We start from the raw sequence: 14,898 nt of genomic DNA on the forward strand, positions 1-14,898 counted from the left end.
ACTCCTGCTTTCCTGGGCCGATCAGCCTAGCGGCGGCCCTTGTCCCCGTTCAATTGGTAGTGCTCTGCTCTTGTCGTTCACTTGGGTATGAATGAACCCATGGATCCGGTCGAGGCCCTGCGCGAGATCGCCTTTCTCCTGGAGCGCGCGGGCGAGCCCACGTACCGCGTGCGTGCCTTCCGGCGTGCCGCCGCGGTCGTGGGCGAGCTGTCCCCCGACGAGCTCGCCCATCTGGCCCACAGCGGTGCGCTCGGCGACTTGCCCGGAATTGGGAAAGTCACGGCTCTTGTGGTCAACGAAAGCCTCGATGGGCAGGTTCCGACGTACTTGCGGAGGATGCGGGCGACCGCCGGGGTGGAGCTCGACGCCGAGACGGCGGAGCTGCGGGCGGCGCTCAAGGGCGACCTGCACAGCCACTCCGACTGGTCCGACGGAGGCTCGCCGATCGAGGAGATGGCCGAGGCGGCCGTCGCGCTCGGGCACGACTACCTGGCGCTGACCGACCACTCGCCGCGCCTGACCGTGGCCAAGGGGTTGTCGGCGGAGCGGCTGGAACGGCAGCTCGACGTGGTGGCCAAGGTGAACGAGCGGATGGCGCCGTTCAGGATCCTGACCGGCATCGAGGTGGACATCAACCTCGACGGCTCGCTCGACCAGGAGCCCGAACTGCTGGAGCGGCTCGACGTGGTGGTCGCCAGCGTGCACTCCAAGCTGCGGATGGGCGGGGAGGAGATGACCCGCCGCATGGTCACCGCCATCGCCAACCCGCTCGTGGACGTGCTCGGGCACTGCACGGGACGCGTCGTGCAGGCCGGCGGGAAGCGCGGCGTGAAGCGGCCGGAGTCGGACTTCGAGGCGGAGCTGGTCTTCGAGGCGTGCCGGCGGTTCGGGGTGGCGGTCGAGATCAACTCCAGGCCCGACCGGCTGGACCCGCCGAAGCGGCTGATGCGGCTGGCGTACGAGATGGGGTGCGTGTTCGCGATCGACTCCGACGCGCACGCGCCCGGGCAGCTCGACTGGCAGCGGTACGGGTGCGAGCGCGCCGCCAGGTGCGGGATCGAGGCGGAGCGGATCGTCAACGCCTGGCCGCTCGACCGGCTCGTCGGCTGGACCCGCCAGGGGTAGGAAAAAACGGCGCGTCGTTGCGTGGCGGGAAAGCCCGTTCCGGCGTACTCTCCCCGGAGAGGAGCCTGGGGCAGTGGCCCAGGCGTGAGACTCCTGTGGCCCCGCGGTTACGGGAGTGTGCCCGTGGCTGCCGAGCGCCCCGCGATTGTCGGTGGCGGGGCGTAGCGTCCCGGCTGTGAACCGTACCGATCGGCTCTACGCGCTCGTCGAAGACCTGCGCGCCATCGCGCCCCGCTGCCGCTCCGCCCGCGAGATCGCCCGGCGGTTCGAGGTGAGCGTGCGCACGATCGAGCGTGACATCGCGGCGTTGCAGGAGTCCGGGGTGCCGATCTACGCGGAGCCCGGCCGCAAGGGCGGTTACGCCATCGACAAGAAGATGTCGCTGCCCCCGCTCAACTTCACCCCCGCCGAGGCCGTGGCCATCGCCGTCGCGCTCAGCCAGGCCGGCGACCAGCCGTTCGGGCGGCAGGCGCGCAGCGCGTTACGCAAGGTGGTGGCCGCGATGCCGGGGCCCGAGGGCGACCTGGCCAGGGAGCTGGCGCGGCGCGTGCAGCTCGTCCACCTGCCGCCCGAGCAGGGCAGCGAGATCCAGCCGCTGGGCGCCGAGGGCATCTCCCGGGCCATCGAGGAGGCGCTGCTGCGGCGGCGGGTGCTCAGGCTCGAGTACGCCGACGCCAAGGGCGCGATCACCTCGCGTGACGTGGAGCCCGGGGTGTTCCTGGGCGGGCGGGGCGGCTTCTGGTATCTCGTGGCGTGGTGCCGGCTGCGCGACGACGTCCGCGTCTTCCGCCTCGATCGCATCGCCGCCGCCACCGTCACCGCCGAGCGCTGCCCCGACCGGCCGCTCGAAGGCTTCGCCACCGAGGTGCCGGAGATGGCCGTGCACGGCACCCTGCTCGATTAATGACCCGAAAACACCGACATAGGGTTGTCGCCAATACGGTAGATCGTTGTCTTGTTCGAAAAATGAAGATCGCTCGTACGCCGGGACAGCGCCTTCCCCGCGACCACCCGGCAGGCGAGCGGGCCGTGTCCCAGCCAGGGAGCGGTCCACCCCTCGCTCTGGACACGCCGCCGATCGCCGAACGGCGGCGCGTCCAGGGCTCCGGTCAGAAGGCGGCGGCAGACAGCCAGCGGTCCAGCAGGGCCCGGTCGCCGTGCACGGTGAGGGCGTCGGGGGAGCGGCGGCCGTACAGCAGGAGCAGCAGGTCGCTCACCGGGCCCCGCACGGCGACGTCGCCCTTGGCGTGCCCGCGCGCCCACTCGATCTTCCCGGCGGGGCCCTGCGTGATGGTCCATTCGCCGTCGGCGTCGCCGGCGTGGAGGTGGATCGTGGCCCCCTCCGCGCCGAGCTCCGCCAGGGACTTGGTGACCCACGCGGCCGACGGCAGGTTGTGGAGGAACTCCTCGACCCCGTCGATCGCGGTCCCCGCCGGGATCTCCGGGTCGGCGCCGAGCGCGAGCTCGGCGTCGGCCCGGTGCACCACCAGCTCGAAGAGCATCCGGCGCGGCCACCACGAGGCCCGCTTGTCCGGGCCCCACGTCCACACCTCCATGGCCGGGTCGGTCTCACGCAGGACTTCCAGCAGCTCCGCGGCGCCCGCCGCCAGCCAGGCCGCGTCGCCGCTCTGCCCCTCGGCCAGCCCGCTGGGCACCTGCCGCGACCAGAGGCGCTCCTGGACGCGGTTGCGCAGCATGTGCACGGTCCAGCGGTGGGTCTGGCCGACATGCGTGATCAGCTCGGCCATCGTCCATCCCGGGCACGTCGGCACCGGGACGGACAGGTCGCCGGCCAGGGCCGCCAGGCGGGCGGCCTCCGTCTCGATCTGGGAGTGGTAGTCCGTCACGCCGCCCAGACTAGGCCGCCGGGCAGCTCGCGCCCTTGGCGGGCACCTTGCCGTCGATCAGGTAGGCGTCCACGAGGCCCTGCACGCACTTGCTGCCCGACAGGTACGCCCCGTGCCCCTCGCCCTCGTACGTGACCAGCGTCGCGGTCTTGAGCTGGGCCGTCAGCTTGGGCGCCCACTCGTACGGCGTGGCCGGGTCGCCCTTGCCGCCCACCACCACGATCGGCGCGGACCCGGTGGCGTTGACGTGCCGGGCCTCGTCGCTGCCCTTGGCCGGCCACACCCGGCACAGCCCGCCCGAGCCCTCGCTGCCGAACAGCGGCGAGATCTTCAGCGCGGCCTGCTCGGTGCGCCGCAGCGTCGCCTCGTCGGGCCGTTCGGCGGTGTCCACGCAGGTGATGGCCGGGAAGCTGGTCATCTGCGTGGAGAAGCTGCCGTCGGGGCTGCGGCCGGTGTAGGAGTCGGCCAGGTACAGCAGCGCCTCCCCGTTGCCCTTGAGCGCCGCGCCCAGCGCCTCCTCCAGGAACGGCCAGGTCAGCTCCGAGTACAGCGCGGCGGCCACGCCCGTGGAGGCCAGGCCCTGGCTCAGCTCGCGGTTGCCGACCTTCAGCGGCTGGGCGGTGAGCTGGTTCAGCAGGTTCTCGACGTTGGTGTTGGCGGTGGCCTGGTCCTTGCCGAGCGCGCAGGTCTCCTTCACGCAGGCGCGCAGGAAACTCTCGTACGCCTTCTGGAAGCCGCGCGTCTGCGCCAGCGTGCGCTGCTCGAACGTGACCGTCGGGTCCAGCGGCGCGTCCAGCACCATGCGGCCCACGTTCTTGGGGAACAGGGTGGCGTAGACGCCGCCGAGCTGGGTGCCGTACGACATGCCGACGTAGTTGAGCTTGGGGTCGCCGAGGGCGTCGCGCATGCGGTCCATGTCCCGGGCGGCGTTCACGGTGCCGACGTAGGGCAGGATCTTGCCGGAGTTCTGCTGGCAGAGCGCGGCGAAGCGCTTGTTGGCCGCCGCGACCTCCCTGTCGGTCTCGTCGTCCGGCGGCAGCGTGTCCAGCGCCACGAACTTGTCCATCTCGGCGCCGTCACCGCAGCGCACGCCCGAGCTGCGCTCGACGCCGCGCGGGTCGAAGCTGATCAGGTCGTAGCGGGCACGCAGCGCGGTGAGCGCCTTGGCGGCCTGGTCGAGCGTGTCCACGCCGGACGCGCCGGGGCCGCCGAAGTTGAACAGCACCGAGCCCAGCCGCTTGCTCTGGCCGCCGGTCGCCGGCAGCTTGATCAGCGCCAGGTCCAGCTTCTCGCCGTCGGGCTTGGCGTAGTCGAGGGGCACCGCGAGCTTGCCGCACCGTACCGAGGCGTCCTGGCGGGCCGGCGGCTCGCCGTCAGGGCGCTTGATATCGGTGCAGGGACCCCAGGCGATCTGGTCGGAAGCGGCTGTGGAGTCCGCTGACGGCCCGGAGGCGGGCTCTGCGGGTGCCGTGGAGCAACCGGCGGTGGCCGCCAGGAGCAGGGCGGCGGCTGTGACGCGACGCATGACGAAACTTCCCCTCACATCTCTCAGGGGGAAGTAGTGCCCACAATACGTGACCGTGCACCAAACCAGGGTGAGGCGGCACGTACCCCTCCTGAACGTGCCGCCTCACTAGGCCAAACGGCGCGGACGGCCGGATATGACGGCGCTCCCGCGAAGAATCTTTCGCGGGAGCGCCCCTACTGGATGACTCAGACTCCCATGGACTGGGTGTCGTTGCTCTCCGCGCCGCCGGCCTCGGTGACGCCGTTCTTGAGGTGGTACTTGGCGATGGCCTCGCGCAGCACCTCGCCGTCGAGCTCGCCCCGCTTGACCAGGCTGGTCAGCACGGCCAGCGTGATCGAGGCGGCGTCCACGTGGAAGTGGCGGCGCAGCGCCGAGCGGGTGTCGGACAGGCCGAACCCGTCGGTGCCCAGCGAGGACCAGTCACCCGGCACCCACTGCGCGATCTGGTCCTGGACGGCCTTCATGTAGTCGCTGACGCCCACGAACGGGCCCTGGGCCTGCGAGAGCGCCTCGGTGACGTACGGGACGCGGCGCTCGGCCTCGGGGTTGAGCAGGTTGTGCTCCTCGCACGCGAGGGCCTCGCGGCGCAGCTCGGACCACGACGTCGCCGACCACACGGTGGCCGACACGCCCCAGTCCTCGGCCAGCAGCCGCTGCGCCTCCATCGCCCACGGGCCCGCCACCCCGGAGGACAGGATGTTGGCCTTCGGGCCCTGCGTCTGCGGCCCGTCGGCGAACTTGTACAGGCCCTTGAGCAGGCCCTGCACGTCGATGTCCGCCGGCTGGGCCGGCTGCAGGTAGGGCTCGTTGTAGACGGTCAGGTAGTAGAAGATGTCCTCCGGCTGGTCGCCGTACATCCTCCTGAGGCCGTCCTTGACGATGTGCGCCACCTCGAACGCCCAGGACGGGTCGTAGGAGACGGCGGCCGGGTTCGTCGAGGCGATGAGCGGCGTGTGGCCGTCCTCGTGCTGCAGGCCCTCGCCGTTGAGCGTGGTGCGGCCCGCGGTGGCGCCGAGCAGGAAGCCGCGGCCCATCTGGTCGCCCATCTGCCACATCGCGTCGCCGGTGCGCTGCCACCCGAACATCGAGTAGAAGATGTAGATCGGGATCATGTGCTCGCCGTGCGTGGCGTACGCGGTGCCGGCCGCGATGGTCGAGGCCATCGAGCCCGACTCGCTGATGCCCTCGTGCAGGATCTGCCCCTGCACGGACTCCTTGTACGACAGCAGCAGCTCGCGGTCCACGGCCTCGTACGTCTGCCCGTGCGGCGAGTAGATCTTGGCCGTCGGGAACATCGCGTCCAGACCGAACGTGCGGGCCTCGTCCGGGATGATCGGCACGAACCGGTGGCCGATCTCCTTGTCGCGCATGAGGTCCTTCAGCAGCCGCACGAACGCCATGGTGGTGGCGACCTGCTGCTTGCCGGAGCCCTTGCTGAAGGTGCCGTAGACCTCGTCGCCGGGCAGCTTGACCGGCTTGGCGCGCATGACCCGCTTGGGCAGCACGCCGCCGAGCGCCGCGCGGCGCTCCTTCATGTACTGGATCTCGGGGTCGTTCTCGCCCGGGTGGAAGTACGGGGGCAGGTCGCCCTCCAGGGCCGAGTCGGGGATCGGCAGGTAGAGCCGGTCCCTGAACTCCTTCAGCTCGGCCTTGGTGAGCTTCTTCATCTGGTGGGTGGCGTTGCGCGCCTCGAAGTCCTTGCCCAGCGTCCAGCCCTTGATGGTCTGGGCCAGGATCACCGTCGGCTGGCCGACGTGCTCGCGGGCCGCCTTGAACGCCGCGTACACCTTGCGGTAGTCGTGGCCGCCGCGCGACAGCTTGCGGATGTCGTCGTCGGTCAGGTGCTCGACCATCTTGCGCAGGCGCGGGTCGGAGCCGAAGAAGTTGTCGCGGATGTAGGCGCCCGACTCGACCGAGTACGTCTGGAACTGGCCGTCGGGGGTGGTGTTCATCTGGTTGACCAGCACGCCGTCGACGTCGGCCGCCAGCAGCGGGTCCCAGTCGCGGCCCCACACGACCTTGATGACGTTCCAGCCGGCGCCGCGGAAGTACGACTCCAGCTCCTGGATGATCTTGCCGTTGCCGCGTACCGGGCCGTCGAGCCGCTGCAGGTTGCAGTTGATCACGAACGTGAGGTTGTCGAGCTCCTCACGAGCGGCCAGGCCGATCGCGCCGAGCGACTCGGGCTCGTCCATCTCGCCGTCGCCGAGGAACGCCCACACGTGGCTGCGGCTGGTGTCCTTGATCTGCCGGTTGAGCAGGTAGCGGTTGAACCGCGCCTGGTAGATCGCGCCGATCGGGCCCAGGCCCATCGAGACCGTCGGGAACTCCCAGAAGTCCGGCATCAGGCGCGGGTGCGGGTAGGAGGGCAGGCCGTGGAAGCCGTGCGACAGCTCCTGGCGGAAGGCGTCGAGCTGCGCCTCGTTGAGCCGCCCCTCGAGGAAGGCGCGGGCGTAGATGCCCGGGGCCGCGTGGCCCTGGAAGAAGACCTGGTCGCCCGACTCGCCGTGGTCCTTGCCGCGGAAGAAGTGGTTGAAGCCCACCTCGTACAGGGAGGCGGCCGAGGCGTAGGTGGCGATGTGGCCGCCCACGTTGGTGCGGGCGTTCGCCCGGGACACCATGATGGCCGCGTTCCAGCGGATATAGGCGCGGATGCGGCGCTCGACGTGCTCGTCGCCAGGGAACCAGGGCTCGCGCTCCGGCGGGATCGTGTTGATGTAGTCGGTGCTGCGCAGGCCCGGCACGCCGACCTGGTGCTCGCGGGCGCGTTCCAGCATGCGGAGCATGAGGTAGCGGGCTCTGGTGCGGCCTTCGGTCTTGACGACGTTGTCGAGAGACTCGAGCCACTCGTTGGTCTCGCTGGGGTCGACATCAGGCAGCTGGCTGGGTAGGCCGTCGCTGATGATCGAGAATCGCTGGCGTCCGGAAGCCACTGGGTCTCGCCTTCCGAGATGGACTGATGTCTGGTCTGGGTCGCCTTCCATCCTGGTCGCTAGCCGTAGAAAACGCATCTCTACTGGCCGGTAACCAGAGTGTCCCTGCTGGCAGGGCCATCTGCGATGGCCTAGACCACCGATGGTAGGACGAATCGCCACCAAAGGTTACATCCCTGGGACAATTTAACAAGACAGGAAAACGGACGAAATTTCGCTCGAATCCTGGTTGCGCCGGGGATGCCTCCCTCTGTAGCTCGTAGCCTCCCCGTGGGGGAGCCTTCTCACTCGCGGCGGGCGAGTCTAGCCGCCCTCCCTGGAGACCAGGCAGCATGCCCCTGAAGTGACAGGTGGCGGTGAGATGTGGTACATGCGCGGGAGCGTGTGACACAGCACACGGCACATCTGGGCGGCACCTCTATTGCCGTGGTGGGCGGTCGGGGGTGTCCGCTCTCTCCGGCGCCGTCGTCGGAGGCCCCTCGCCGGCCCCGTGGCTGGTAACAATTCGGTCATCATTTGATCTCTCTCTCCGGCCTCCGCAAAAGTTCGGAATCACTCTTTTCGTCCGGCTATCCGCGTACCAATGTGGGAGGTATGAATGCGACGGTTGGCGACCGGCTCCTGGTGCACGGGAATACCGTTGGCGAAAGGGACCGGAGCGGCGTAATCACGGAGGTGCAGGGCTCTGACGGCGGGCCTCCGTACGTGGTGCGGTTCGACGACGGGCACACTGGGCTGGTGTTTCCCGGCCCCGATGCCGTGGTCGTGCCTAAGTAGGATTTCCGTGTGAGATCTGAAATCATCTCTGTGGCCACGGGTTCACGAGAGACGGTGCACGACATCACGGCCGAATGCGCCGATTTCGTACGGGCCCAGGGTGCGGACGGGCTGCTGCACGTCTTCGTGCCGCACGCGACAGCGGGTGTCGCGCTGCTCGAGCTGGGGTCGGGCAGCGACGACGACCTGCTGGCGGCCCTGCGCGACCTGCTGCCGGCCGACGACCGCTGGCGTCATGCCCACGGATCCAGAGGACACGGCAGGTCGCACGTGATGCCCGCGCTGATCCCGCCGTACGCGACCGTCCCCGTGCTGGGCGGGCGAATGGCGCTGGGCACGTGGCAGTCTGTCGCGCTGATCGATCTGAACGTCGACAACCCGCAACGCCAGGTTCGCCTGTCGTTTTTGTCTGATTGATTCTGACCGACTACGGCCGTACCCGTGGCGACCGTTGACGACTGAGGGTCACAGCGTGTGGACTGTGCCGAAGCGATAAACCGCATAAGCGGGGCCACTCAAGCAGGAGGGATAAACGTGAGCGCGACCGCGGGTCAGGCGCAGGGCGAGCGCGGCCTGGCCGAACGACTCGGCCTCAAGTCGGGTCAGGTGGTGCAGGAGATCGGTTGGGACGAGGACGTCGACGACGAGCTTCGCGGGTCCATCGAAGACCTGACCGGCAACGAGCTGCTGGACGAGGACAGTTACGACGTCGTGGACGTCGTGCTGCTGTGGTGGCGCGACGGCGACGGGGACCTCTTCGACGCTCTCACCAACGCCATGCGATCACTCGCCGATGGCGGCCAGATCTGGCTGCTGACTCCCAAAGCGGGGCGCGAGGGCCACGTGGAGCCGAGCGACATCGGGGAGGATGCCGCCACCGCGGGTCTCTCGCAGACGAGCAGCATCTCCGCCGCACCCGACTGGTCCGGGACCAGGCTCGTCCCGCCGAAGGGCAAGAGGTAGGGAGCCTGAGCGCCTGCCGTACGGCAGGATGATGGCTGTGAACGCACATCCTGCCGAGGTCGGCGCCCTGGCTCCGGATTTCGAGCTGCAGGACCAGCACGGCACCCCGGTGAGCCTGGCTCGGCTCCGGGGCGAGAAGGTCGTGCTGGTCTTCTACCCGCTGGCGTTCAGCGGGGTCTGTTCCAGCGAGCTGTCCGCCCTGCGCGATCACCCGATCGAGGGCGCGCGGCTGCTGACCGTCTCCGTCGACTCCGTCTTCACGCATCGTGCGTGGGCGGATCGCGAGGGTTACACGTTCTCCCTGCTCTCTGATTTCTGGCCACACGGACAGGTCGCGCAGGCGTACGGTGTGTTCGATGATGCGAGGGGGCTCGCTCGGCGGGGGACCTTCATCATCGACGGCGAGGGCGTGATCCGGTGGTCGGTGGTCAATCCGATCTCCTCGGCACGCGACGTCGCCGACTATGTCAAGGCACTCGCCGATATTTCATGACTTCGCGGACTTCGTGACTTTCGGAGGGAAGGATGCCCTGCTACCGCTGCGGGGCCCGGCAGACGGACCCGGTGCGCGGCGCCAGCCCGTGGCAGCGCGGGGTGCGCAACGAGTCCCAGGTGCTGATCTGCCCGGACTGTCAACGGCTGCACGACCTCGACCTCGACTCCTGCTCCACCTGCGCGTCCACGGCGCTGATCTGCAGGCTGGGCGAGGTGGAGTGCCGGTCCTGCGGGGCCGTCCGGCTGGCCCGCTCGTCCGAGGCGCTCGACCCTCCGGCTCCCGTGGCGCCACCGCCCGGGTTGTCGGCCGAGGTCGAGGCGGCACTCAACCGGGTGCTGGGACGGGCCTGAGGGCTTCTGTGAGGCTGGGGCTTCACGGGTGGTTCATCGGCCGCTGTGAGGCCGTGTTCCTGGGCCCCACGGGCGTCCACCGCCCTGTGAGGCCGTGCTGAGTCCCGCGGGTGTCCACTCGCCATGTGAGGCTGTGCCTGGCTCTCCGCGGGCATCTGGCGCCCGGTGAGGTCGTGCTGGGCTCCGTGGGGGGAGCATCGCCCGGTGGGGCCGTGCTGGGCGCACGGGAGCGTCCGTCGTGCCCTGAGGGCCTCACGAGGGGCCGGGGGGCTTGTGAGCGTTCAACCTCCCGCCCTTTCCGGACATTTGCTGAGCTGCGCTATCGTCTCCTTTCGTGTCCGCAATGAGTTCGTTCGTCGTCGCGCTCGACGTCGGTGGCACGTCCATGAAGGGCGGCCTGGTCAGCGAGTCCGGCGCGGTGCTGCTGAGCGAGCGGCGCCCGACCCCCCGAGCCGAGGGCCCGGAGGCGGTCGTGGCGGCCATCTCCGGCTTCATCAGCCACCTGGCCGCCTCCGGCGACGGCAACCCGGCCGGCGTCGGCCTTGCCGTACCCGGCCTGGTGACGGACAGCTCGGCCGTGTACGCGGCGAACCTCGGCTGGCGCGACGTCCCCGCATCCAGCTTCACCACCCTGGACATCCCGGTGATGCTCGGCCACGACGTCCGCACGGGCGGCCTGGCCGAGAGCATCCTCGGCGCGGGCCGCGGCCTGACGGACTTTCTCTTCCTGCCCATCGGCACGGGCATCGCCGGCGCCTCGATCATCCGCGGCGAGCCGTACGGCGGCTCCTCCGGCTGGGCCGGCGAGATCGGCCATACCCCGGTCTTCCCCGACGGCGAGCAGTGCGCGTGCGGCCAGTTCGGCTGCCTGGAGACGTACGCCTCGGCGGCCTCGGTCGGCCGCCGCTACAGCCAGCGGGCCGGCGTGGAGGGCGTCAAGGCGGAGCAGGTGGTCTCCTCGGACGACCCGATCGCCATCGAGGTCTGGGACGAGGCCGTGGAGGCTCTGTCGCTGGCACTGGCCACGTACACGCTCCTGCTGGACCCCTCGGTCATCGTCCTGGGCGGCGGCCTCGCGGAAGCGGGCCCGGCCCTGTTCGACCCGGTCCGCACCCGCCTGATCAAGCGCCTCGCCTTCCGCGAGGCACCCCCGCTGGTCCCGGCGGCCCTCGGGGTGGACGCCGGCATGCTCGGCGCGGCCCTGCTGGGCTGGCGCGCGGCTGGGCGGCCCGAGCTGGGGCCCGGGTGGGCGGTGGATGTGCGATCGGGGCCGTTGGTGTCGTAAGGTGTAGTGCCGATCAGGGGCGGTTAGCTCAGCGGTAGAGCACTCGCCTTACAAGCGAGGGGTCACTGGTTCGAACCCAGTACCGCCCACCTGCATCAGGGAGCCGCGCAGCGATCATGCTACGGGGCTGTCGTGCCATTGACGTGCCATGAGATCACGCGGGCGAGCACCCTCCTGAAAATCCTTCTTCGTCGTCCTCTCGTCGACTTTGTTGTTCATGGGGCCGGCGAGCAGTGAAGCTGGTAGAACGCGCGGAAGGACGATCGCGGCAGGAGTACCGATGTACGTGAGGTTCCAGAGTCCGACGCCGAACGGGCGAGGGACGTACCCGGGCGTGTTCGGCCTCGTCAACGGCCTGGTTCCGGACGTCAGCCGTTCATCTCATGCAGAGAGTGTCCGGATACCTGGCGATCCTCGCCGCTCTCGCGAGATCGGGTAGCGGGCATCGGATCGAGTGTCTACCTGGAGTAGCCGGTCGCCGCGGAGCACCACCTACTGTCCTCGGTTCGCGGTGTCCACGCGCGGAAGTGCCCCGAGCGTCCACAAGGCCGACATGGGGAGCGCCCGTAGCCTTTCGCCGAAGGCCAGCGCCTGCTCTCCGGTGTAGAGCACGAAGCCGGCGCGGAACCTGGCTCCGAGCCGGTCGGCCAGGTGGCGCAGTCCGCGAAAATCGTCGCTGCGCACGGTTTCCGCGGCTTTCGCCTCGATCCCGATCACTTCACCGGACGCGTGCTCCAGGACGATGTCGACCTCGACCTTGTCCCGGTCTCGGTAGTGGAACAGTTGGACGGGCTCGTTGGCCCAGGTGAGCTGGCGTGCCACCTCGCCGGTGGCGAAGTTCTCGAGCAGGGGGCCGACGGGGGCCGTGACATCCCTGGCGCGATCGGATGACATACCGATCAGGCGGCCGCCGAGTCCGCTGTCGGTGGTGATCAGTTTCGGGGTGGAGATGGCGCGCCGGGTGAGATTCGAGGACCACGCCCGGCCGAGATGCGCAGGCTCCTGAGCGTCATCGCCGCCCGCATGGGCGGGCTGGCGTTCGATGTCGGAGATCTGGCGTACGTCTCAAGTGATCAAATCGGTGATGTACGAGTCGAAGAACCTGTTCCGTCTGCGTCCAGGGTCCCGTCGCATCGCTTCCGGATAGCCGCCGCGCAAGGCTCGATCGACGTAGTCGTGCTTGCGGAGGGCACAAGAACGCATGGTGGTGTCGAGATCCTGCGTGAAGACGTGATCCACGAATCCGTCGGGAGCATCGTCGATCTCCCCCTGGGAGAGCGGCCACAGCTCGATGGTCTCCGTCCGGCCCGGCAGGGCGTCTGGAAGATCGCGCAGCCCCAGGTGACGTCGTGGCTGTGGGCGTTCTGCCGAAGCTTGCGTGGGCGTTCTGCCGAACTTGATGTGGGCGTTCTGCCGCATGGGGAACGAACGCGGCAGTCCCTCAGTCGGTGGGCTCCACGTCGGGCTCCACGGCCTCCTCGCCCGCGTCGGCCGCCACCTCCCGCCGCTCCTCCTCGGCCTTCTGCTCGGGATCGGGCGGCGGCTCGACCGGTTCGGCCGGGATCGGGCGCGGAGTGTCCCGTACCTGAACTCCGGCGCGTGCGGCGAGGGTGTCGGACTCTCCGGAGACCTTTCCGACCGCGGGCGGCATCTCCTCGGGAGGTTTCTCGTCGTCCATGACCGGCAACTGCCCGAGCCTCGACCCGCAAACCTGCGGCACCTGAGTGGTGTTGCAGCCAGGTCCAAGAGTGGTCCAAGGGGCGGCGGGTTGCATGGCGGGCATGAGAAACATGGTTGCGGCCCGGGGTGTGCGCCGGGCGATGGCTCTGGTTCTGGTGTCCGTCACGACGGTTCTGACGATCGGCGTGGCGAGCAGTCCCGCGCACGCCTGGAACCCGGCCAACGACGGCTGGTACAAGTGCTACGTCGATGGCAAGTGGATGTGGTGCAAGGATCTGTAGATCGCATGAAGGCAAGGACCGCCGGTCACCGGGGCCGGCGGCCCTTGCCTCGGCGGGTGGGGCGTGCGGTGCGGCGGGGTGAGCCGTTCTGTGCGGGTTTCTGGGACGGCTTGTCCGCGCGGGGGGCGGCCGGAATGCGGCCCCGGGAGCTGTTCACGGTCCGGCCGCGGACGATGCCGATGAAGTCCTCCACCAGGTCGGTGGTCGCGTCCGTGGGCCAGGCGAGCGCGATCTGCGACTGCGGCGCGTCCGTCACCGGGCGGTAGGTGAGGTCCCTGCGGTGGTGGAGGCGCGCGAGCGACTGCGGGACCAGGAGCAGCCCGGTGCCGGACGCCACCAGCTGGATCGCGTCCGCCGTCGTGGCCGGATGGGTGAACGCGGGCAGGCCGGGGAGGGCCGGCCACTCGATGGTGTCGTCCAGCGGCTGGAACACCTCGTCGTCGGCCAGGTCGGCGGTGGTCACCTCGTCGGCGGCGGCCACCGCGTGGTCCTTGGGCACCACGACGACCGTGGTCTCCACGTAGAGCGGGATCACGCTGAGGCCGTCGCGGTCGACCGGCAGCCTGACGAACGCGGCGTCGGCGCCGCCGTCGCGCAGGAGCCCCACCACCTCGGAGGCGGGGGCCGAGGTCAGGGTGATCGGTATGTCGGGTGTCCGCTCGGTCCAGATGTTGACCCATTTCGCGGGGGTCACCCCGGGCACGTACGCCAGCCGGAACACCTTGCCGGTCTCACCATCAGTCACTTCCACAGCGTACCGATGTCAGGAAAAGCGTCCCGACTGACTACTCTTGGCGTCATGACCTCGTCCAAGCCGAAGAGCATCCAGACGATGAAGCCCGAGACCGCGGCCAAGAAGCTGGGCGTGCTCTGCTCGGCCACTCCCGCCGAGTTCCAGGCGGGAGTCGTCTCCAGGGACGAGCTGAACGCGTTGCAGTCCGCGCCGCCCGCCTGGCTCGTCGACCTGCGCCGCAACGGCCCGCACCCCAAGCAGGTCGTCGCCGCGAAGCTCGGCGTCTCCATCTCCGGCCTGGCCAGGGCCGGCATCACCGAGCCGCTCACCACCGCCGAGATCGACGCGCTGAAGGCGGAGAACCCGGAGTGGCTGGAGCACGAGCGGGCCGTGCAGGCCGAGGCCCGCAAGGAAGCACAGCGTCTCAAGCAGCAGCGCTAGCGTCGCGCTAGCGTCCGGGGCGGCTGCACCCGACTCGTCCTTCGCGCTCGCGGAGGAGGCCGGCGGTTTCAGTTGCCCGGGGTGCCGCGCGAGGTCGCGGCCGACCAGAGCATCAGGGCCGGGCCGGACAGGCAGCATCCGATGCTCACGACGAGCAACGGCGGGGACAGCCCGAGCGGGAGGCCGGGCAGCATGTTGGTCACGGTCATGAGGACGACGCCCGCGCCGAGGAGCGACATCCCGCCTCCAAACAGGCGAGGGTCCCAATCCTGACGGCGCCCGAACAGCCGGGGGGACCGGTTCGTGATCAGCAGGTAGAGGCCGAGCGCGACGTTCAGGCCGCCTGCCGCGATGGCGGCCATCCGTAAGACTGCCAGGATCACGCGAGTTCGCCTCTCGGGAGCCGGGAGGAGGGCAGGCAGGCTCGCCCTCGTCGCGACATCATGCCGAACGGCCGCG

General features: G+C 69.6%; 18 protein-coding genes and 1 tRNA gene. 11 read left to right on the forward strand and 8 right to left on the reverse strand.

The features are described from left to right. The first annotated feature begins 99 nt into the window (after positions 1-99). Complete coding sequence (locus HD593_RS12960) at positions 100-1,125, forward strand: PHP domain-containing protein (protein WP_185102412.1); 1,026 nt, start codon at positions 100-102, stop codon at positions 1,123-1,125. 175 nt (positions 1,126-1,300) lie between these two features. After that, a complete protein-coding gene (locus HD593_RS12965; RefSeq protein ID WP_185102413.1) occupies positions 1,301-2,029 on the forward strand; it encodes a helix-turn-helix transcriptional regulator in 729 nt (242 codons plus the stop codon). A 205-nt stretch (positions 2,030-2,234) separates the two neighbouring features. Here HD593_RS12965 and HD593_RS12970 read toward each other — a convergent pair whose 3' ends face one another. The 3 genes from HD593_RS12970 to aceE form a co-directional block, all read right to left on the reverse strand. Beyond that, positions 2,235-2,972, reverse strand: coding sequence for a maleylpyruvate isomerase family mycothiol-dependent enzyme (locus tag HD593_RS12970; protein ID WP_185102414.1), 738 nt, complete (start codon positions 2,970-2,972; stop codon positions 2,235-2,237). Positions 2,973-2,982: 10 nt separating this feature from the next. After that, positions 2,983-4,497, reverse strand: coding sequence for an alpha/beta hydrolase (locus HD593_RS12975; protein ID WP_185102415.1), 1,515 nt, complete (start codon positions 4,495-4,497; stop codon positions 2,983-2,985). A 188-nt stretch (positions 4,498-4,685) separates the two neighbouring features. Beyond that, a complete protein-coding gene (gene aceE / locus HD593_RS12980) occupies positions 4,686-7,433 on the reverse strand; it encodes a pyruvate dehydrogenase (acetyl-transferring), homodimeric type (protein ID WP_185102416.1) in 2,748 nt (915 codons plus the stop codon). A gap of 594 nt (positions 7,434-8,027) precedes the next feature. Between aceE and HD593_RS12985 the strand changes: the two genes are divergently transcribed. The 7 genes from HD593_RS12985 to HD593_RS13015 all read left to right on the forward strand — a co-directional run bounded on the left by HD593_RS12985 (position 8,028) and on the right by HD593_RS13015 (position 11,393). Next, positions 8,028-8,210 (forward strand): DUF1918 domain-containing protein, encoded by a 183-nt coding sequence (locus tag HD593_RS12985; protein WP_185102417.1) that lies wholly within the window; start codon positions 8,028-8,030, stop codon positions 8,208-8,210. 9 nt (positions 8,211-8,219) lie between these two features. Further along, positions 8,220-8,627, forward strand: a complete 408-nt coding sequence (locus HD593_RS12990) for a secondary thiamine-phosphate synthase enzyme YjbQ (RefSeq protein WP_185102418.1) — start codon at positions 8,220-8,222, stop codon at positions 8,625-8,627. A gap of 117 nt (positions 8,628-8,744) precedes the next feature. Then, on the forward strand, positions 8,745-9,173 hold the full coding sequence (locus HD593_RS12995; protein WP_185102419.1) for a DUF3052 domain-containing protein: 429 nt from the start codon (positions 8,745-8,747) through the stop codon (positions 9,171-9,173). Between the two features lie 31 nt (positions 9,174-9,204). Beyond that, positions 9,205-9,666, forward strand: coding sequence for a peroxiredoxin (locus HD593_RS13000; protein ID WP_185111806.1), 462 nt, complete (start codon positions 9,205-9,207; stop codon positions 9,664-9,666). Between the two features lie 32 nt (positions 9,667-9,698). Then, complete coding sequence (locus HD593_RS13005; protein WP_185102420.1) at positions 9,699-10,019, forward strand: hypothetical protein; 321 nt, start codon at positions 9,699-9,701, stop codon at positions 10,017-10,019. A 343-nt stretch (positions 10,020-10,362) separates the two neighbouring features. Beyond that, positions 10,363-11,304: an ROK family protein gene (locus HD593_RS13010; RefSeq protein WP_185111807.1), complete on the forward strand. Its 942-nt coding sequence runs from the start codon at positions 10,363-10,365 to the stop codon at positions 11,302-11,304. Between the two features lie 17 nt (positions 11,305-11,321). Beyond that, positions 11,322-11,393: transfer RNA gene (locus HD593_RS13015), tRNA-Val, on the forward strand. A 403-nt stretch (positions 11,394-11,796) separates the two neighbouring features. Here HD593_RS13015 and HD593_RS60280 read toward each other — a convergent pair. From HD593_RS60280 to HD593_RS13025, 3 genes are read right to left on the reverse strand one after another with little or no spacing between them, the layout of a single operon-like run. Continuing rightward, positions 11,797-12,357 (reverse strand): DUF4143 domain-containing protein, encoded by a 561-nt coding sequence (locus HD593_RS60280; protein ID WP_312904435.1) that lies wholly within the window; start codon positions 12,355-12,357, stop codon positions 11,797-11,799. Between the two features lie 12 nt (positions 12,358-12,369). Continuing rightward, on the reverse strand, positions 12,370-12,723 hold the full coding sequence (locus HD593_RS60285) for an ATP-binding protein (RefSeq protein WP_221524746.1): 354 nt from the start codon (positions 12,721-12,723) through the stop codon (positions 12,370-12,372). A 22-nt stretch (positions 12,724-12,745) separates the two neighbouring features. Further along, on the reverse strand, positions 12,746-12,982 hold the full coding sequence (locus HD593_RS13025; protein ID WP_185102421.1) for a hypothetical protein: 237 nt from the start codon (positions 12,980-12,982) through the stop codon (positions 12,746-12,748). 142 nt (positions 12,983-13,124) lie between these two features. Between HD593_RS13025 and HD593_RS13030 the strand changes: the two genes are divergently transcribed. After that, a complete protein-coding gene (locus HD593_RS13030; RefSeq protein ID WP_185102422.1) occupies positions 13,125-13,265 on the forward strand; it encodes a hypothetical protein in 141 nt (46 codons plus the stop codon). 25 nt (positions 13,266-13,290) lie between these two features. On the opposite strand, the gene HD593_RS13035 is transcribed toward HD593_RS13030, so the two are convergent. After that, a complete protein-coding gene (locus tag HD593_RS13035) occupies positions 13,291-14,010 on the reverse strand; it encodes a LysR family substrate-binding domain-containing protein (RefSeq protein ID WP_312903447.1) in 720 nt (239 codons plus the stop codon). Between the two features lie 54 nt (positions 14,011-14,064). Between HD593_RS13035 and HD593_RS13040 the strand changes: the two genes are divergently transcribed. After that, a complete protein-coding gene (locus HD593_RS13040) occupies positions 14,065-14,439 on the forward strand; it encodes a DUF5997 family protein (protein ID WP_185102423.1) in 375 nt (124 codons plus the stop codon). Between the two features lie 68 nt (positions 14,440-14,507). Here HD593_RS13040 and HD593_RS13045 read toward each other — a convergent pair whose 3' ends face one another. After that, complete coding sequence (locus HD593_RS13045) at positions 14,508-14,822, reverse strand: hypothetical protein (protein ID WP_185102424.1); 315 nt, start codon at positions 14,820-14,822, stop codon at positions 14,508-14,510. Between the last annotated feature and the right edge of the window lie 76 nt (positions 14,823-14,898).

The sequence above is a fragment of the Nonomuraea rubra genome (assembly GCF_014207985.1).
Taxonomy (GTDB): Bacteria; Actinomycetota; Actinomycetes; order Streptosporangiales; family Streptosporangiaceae; genus Nonomuraea; species Nonomuraea rubra.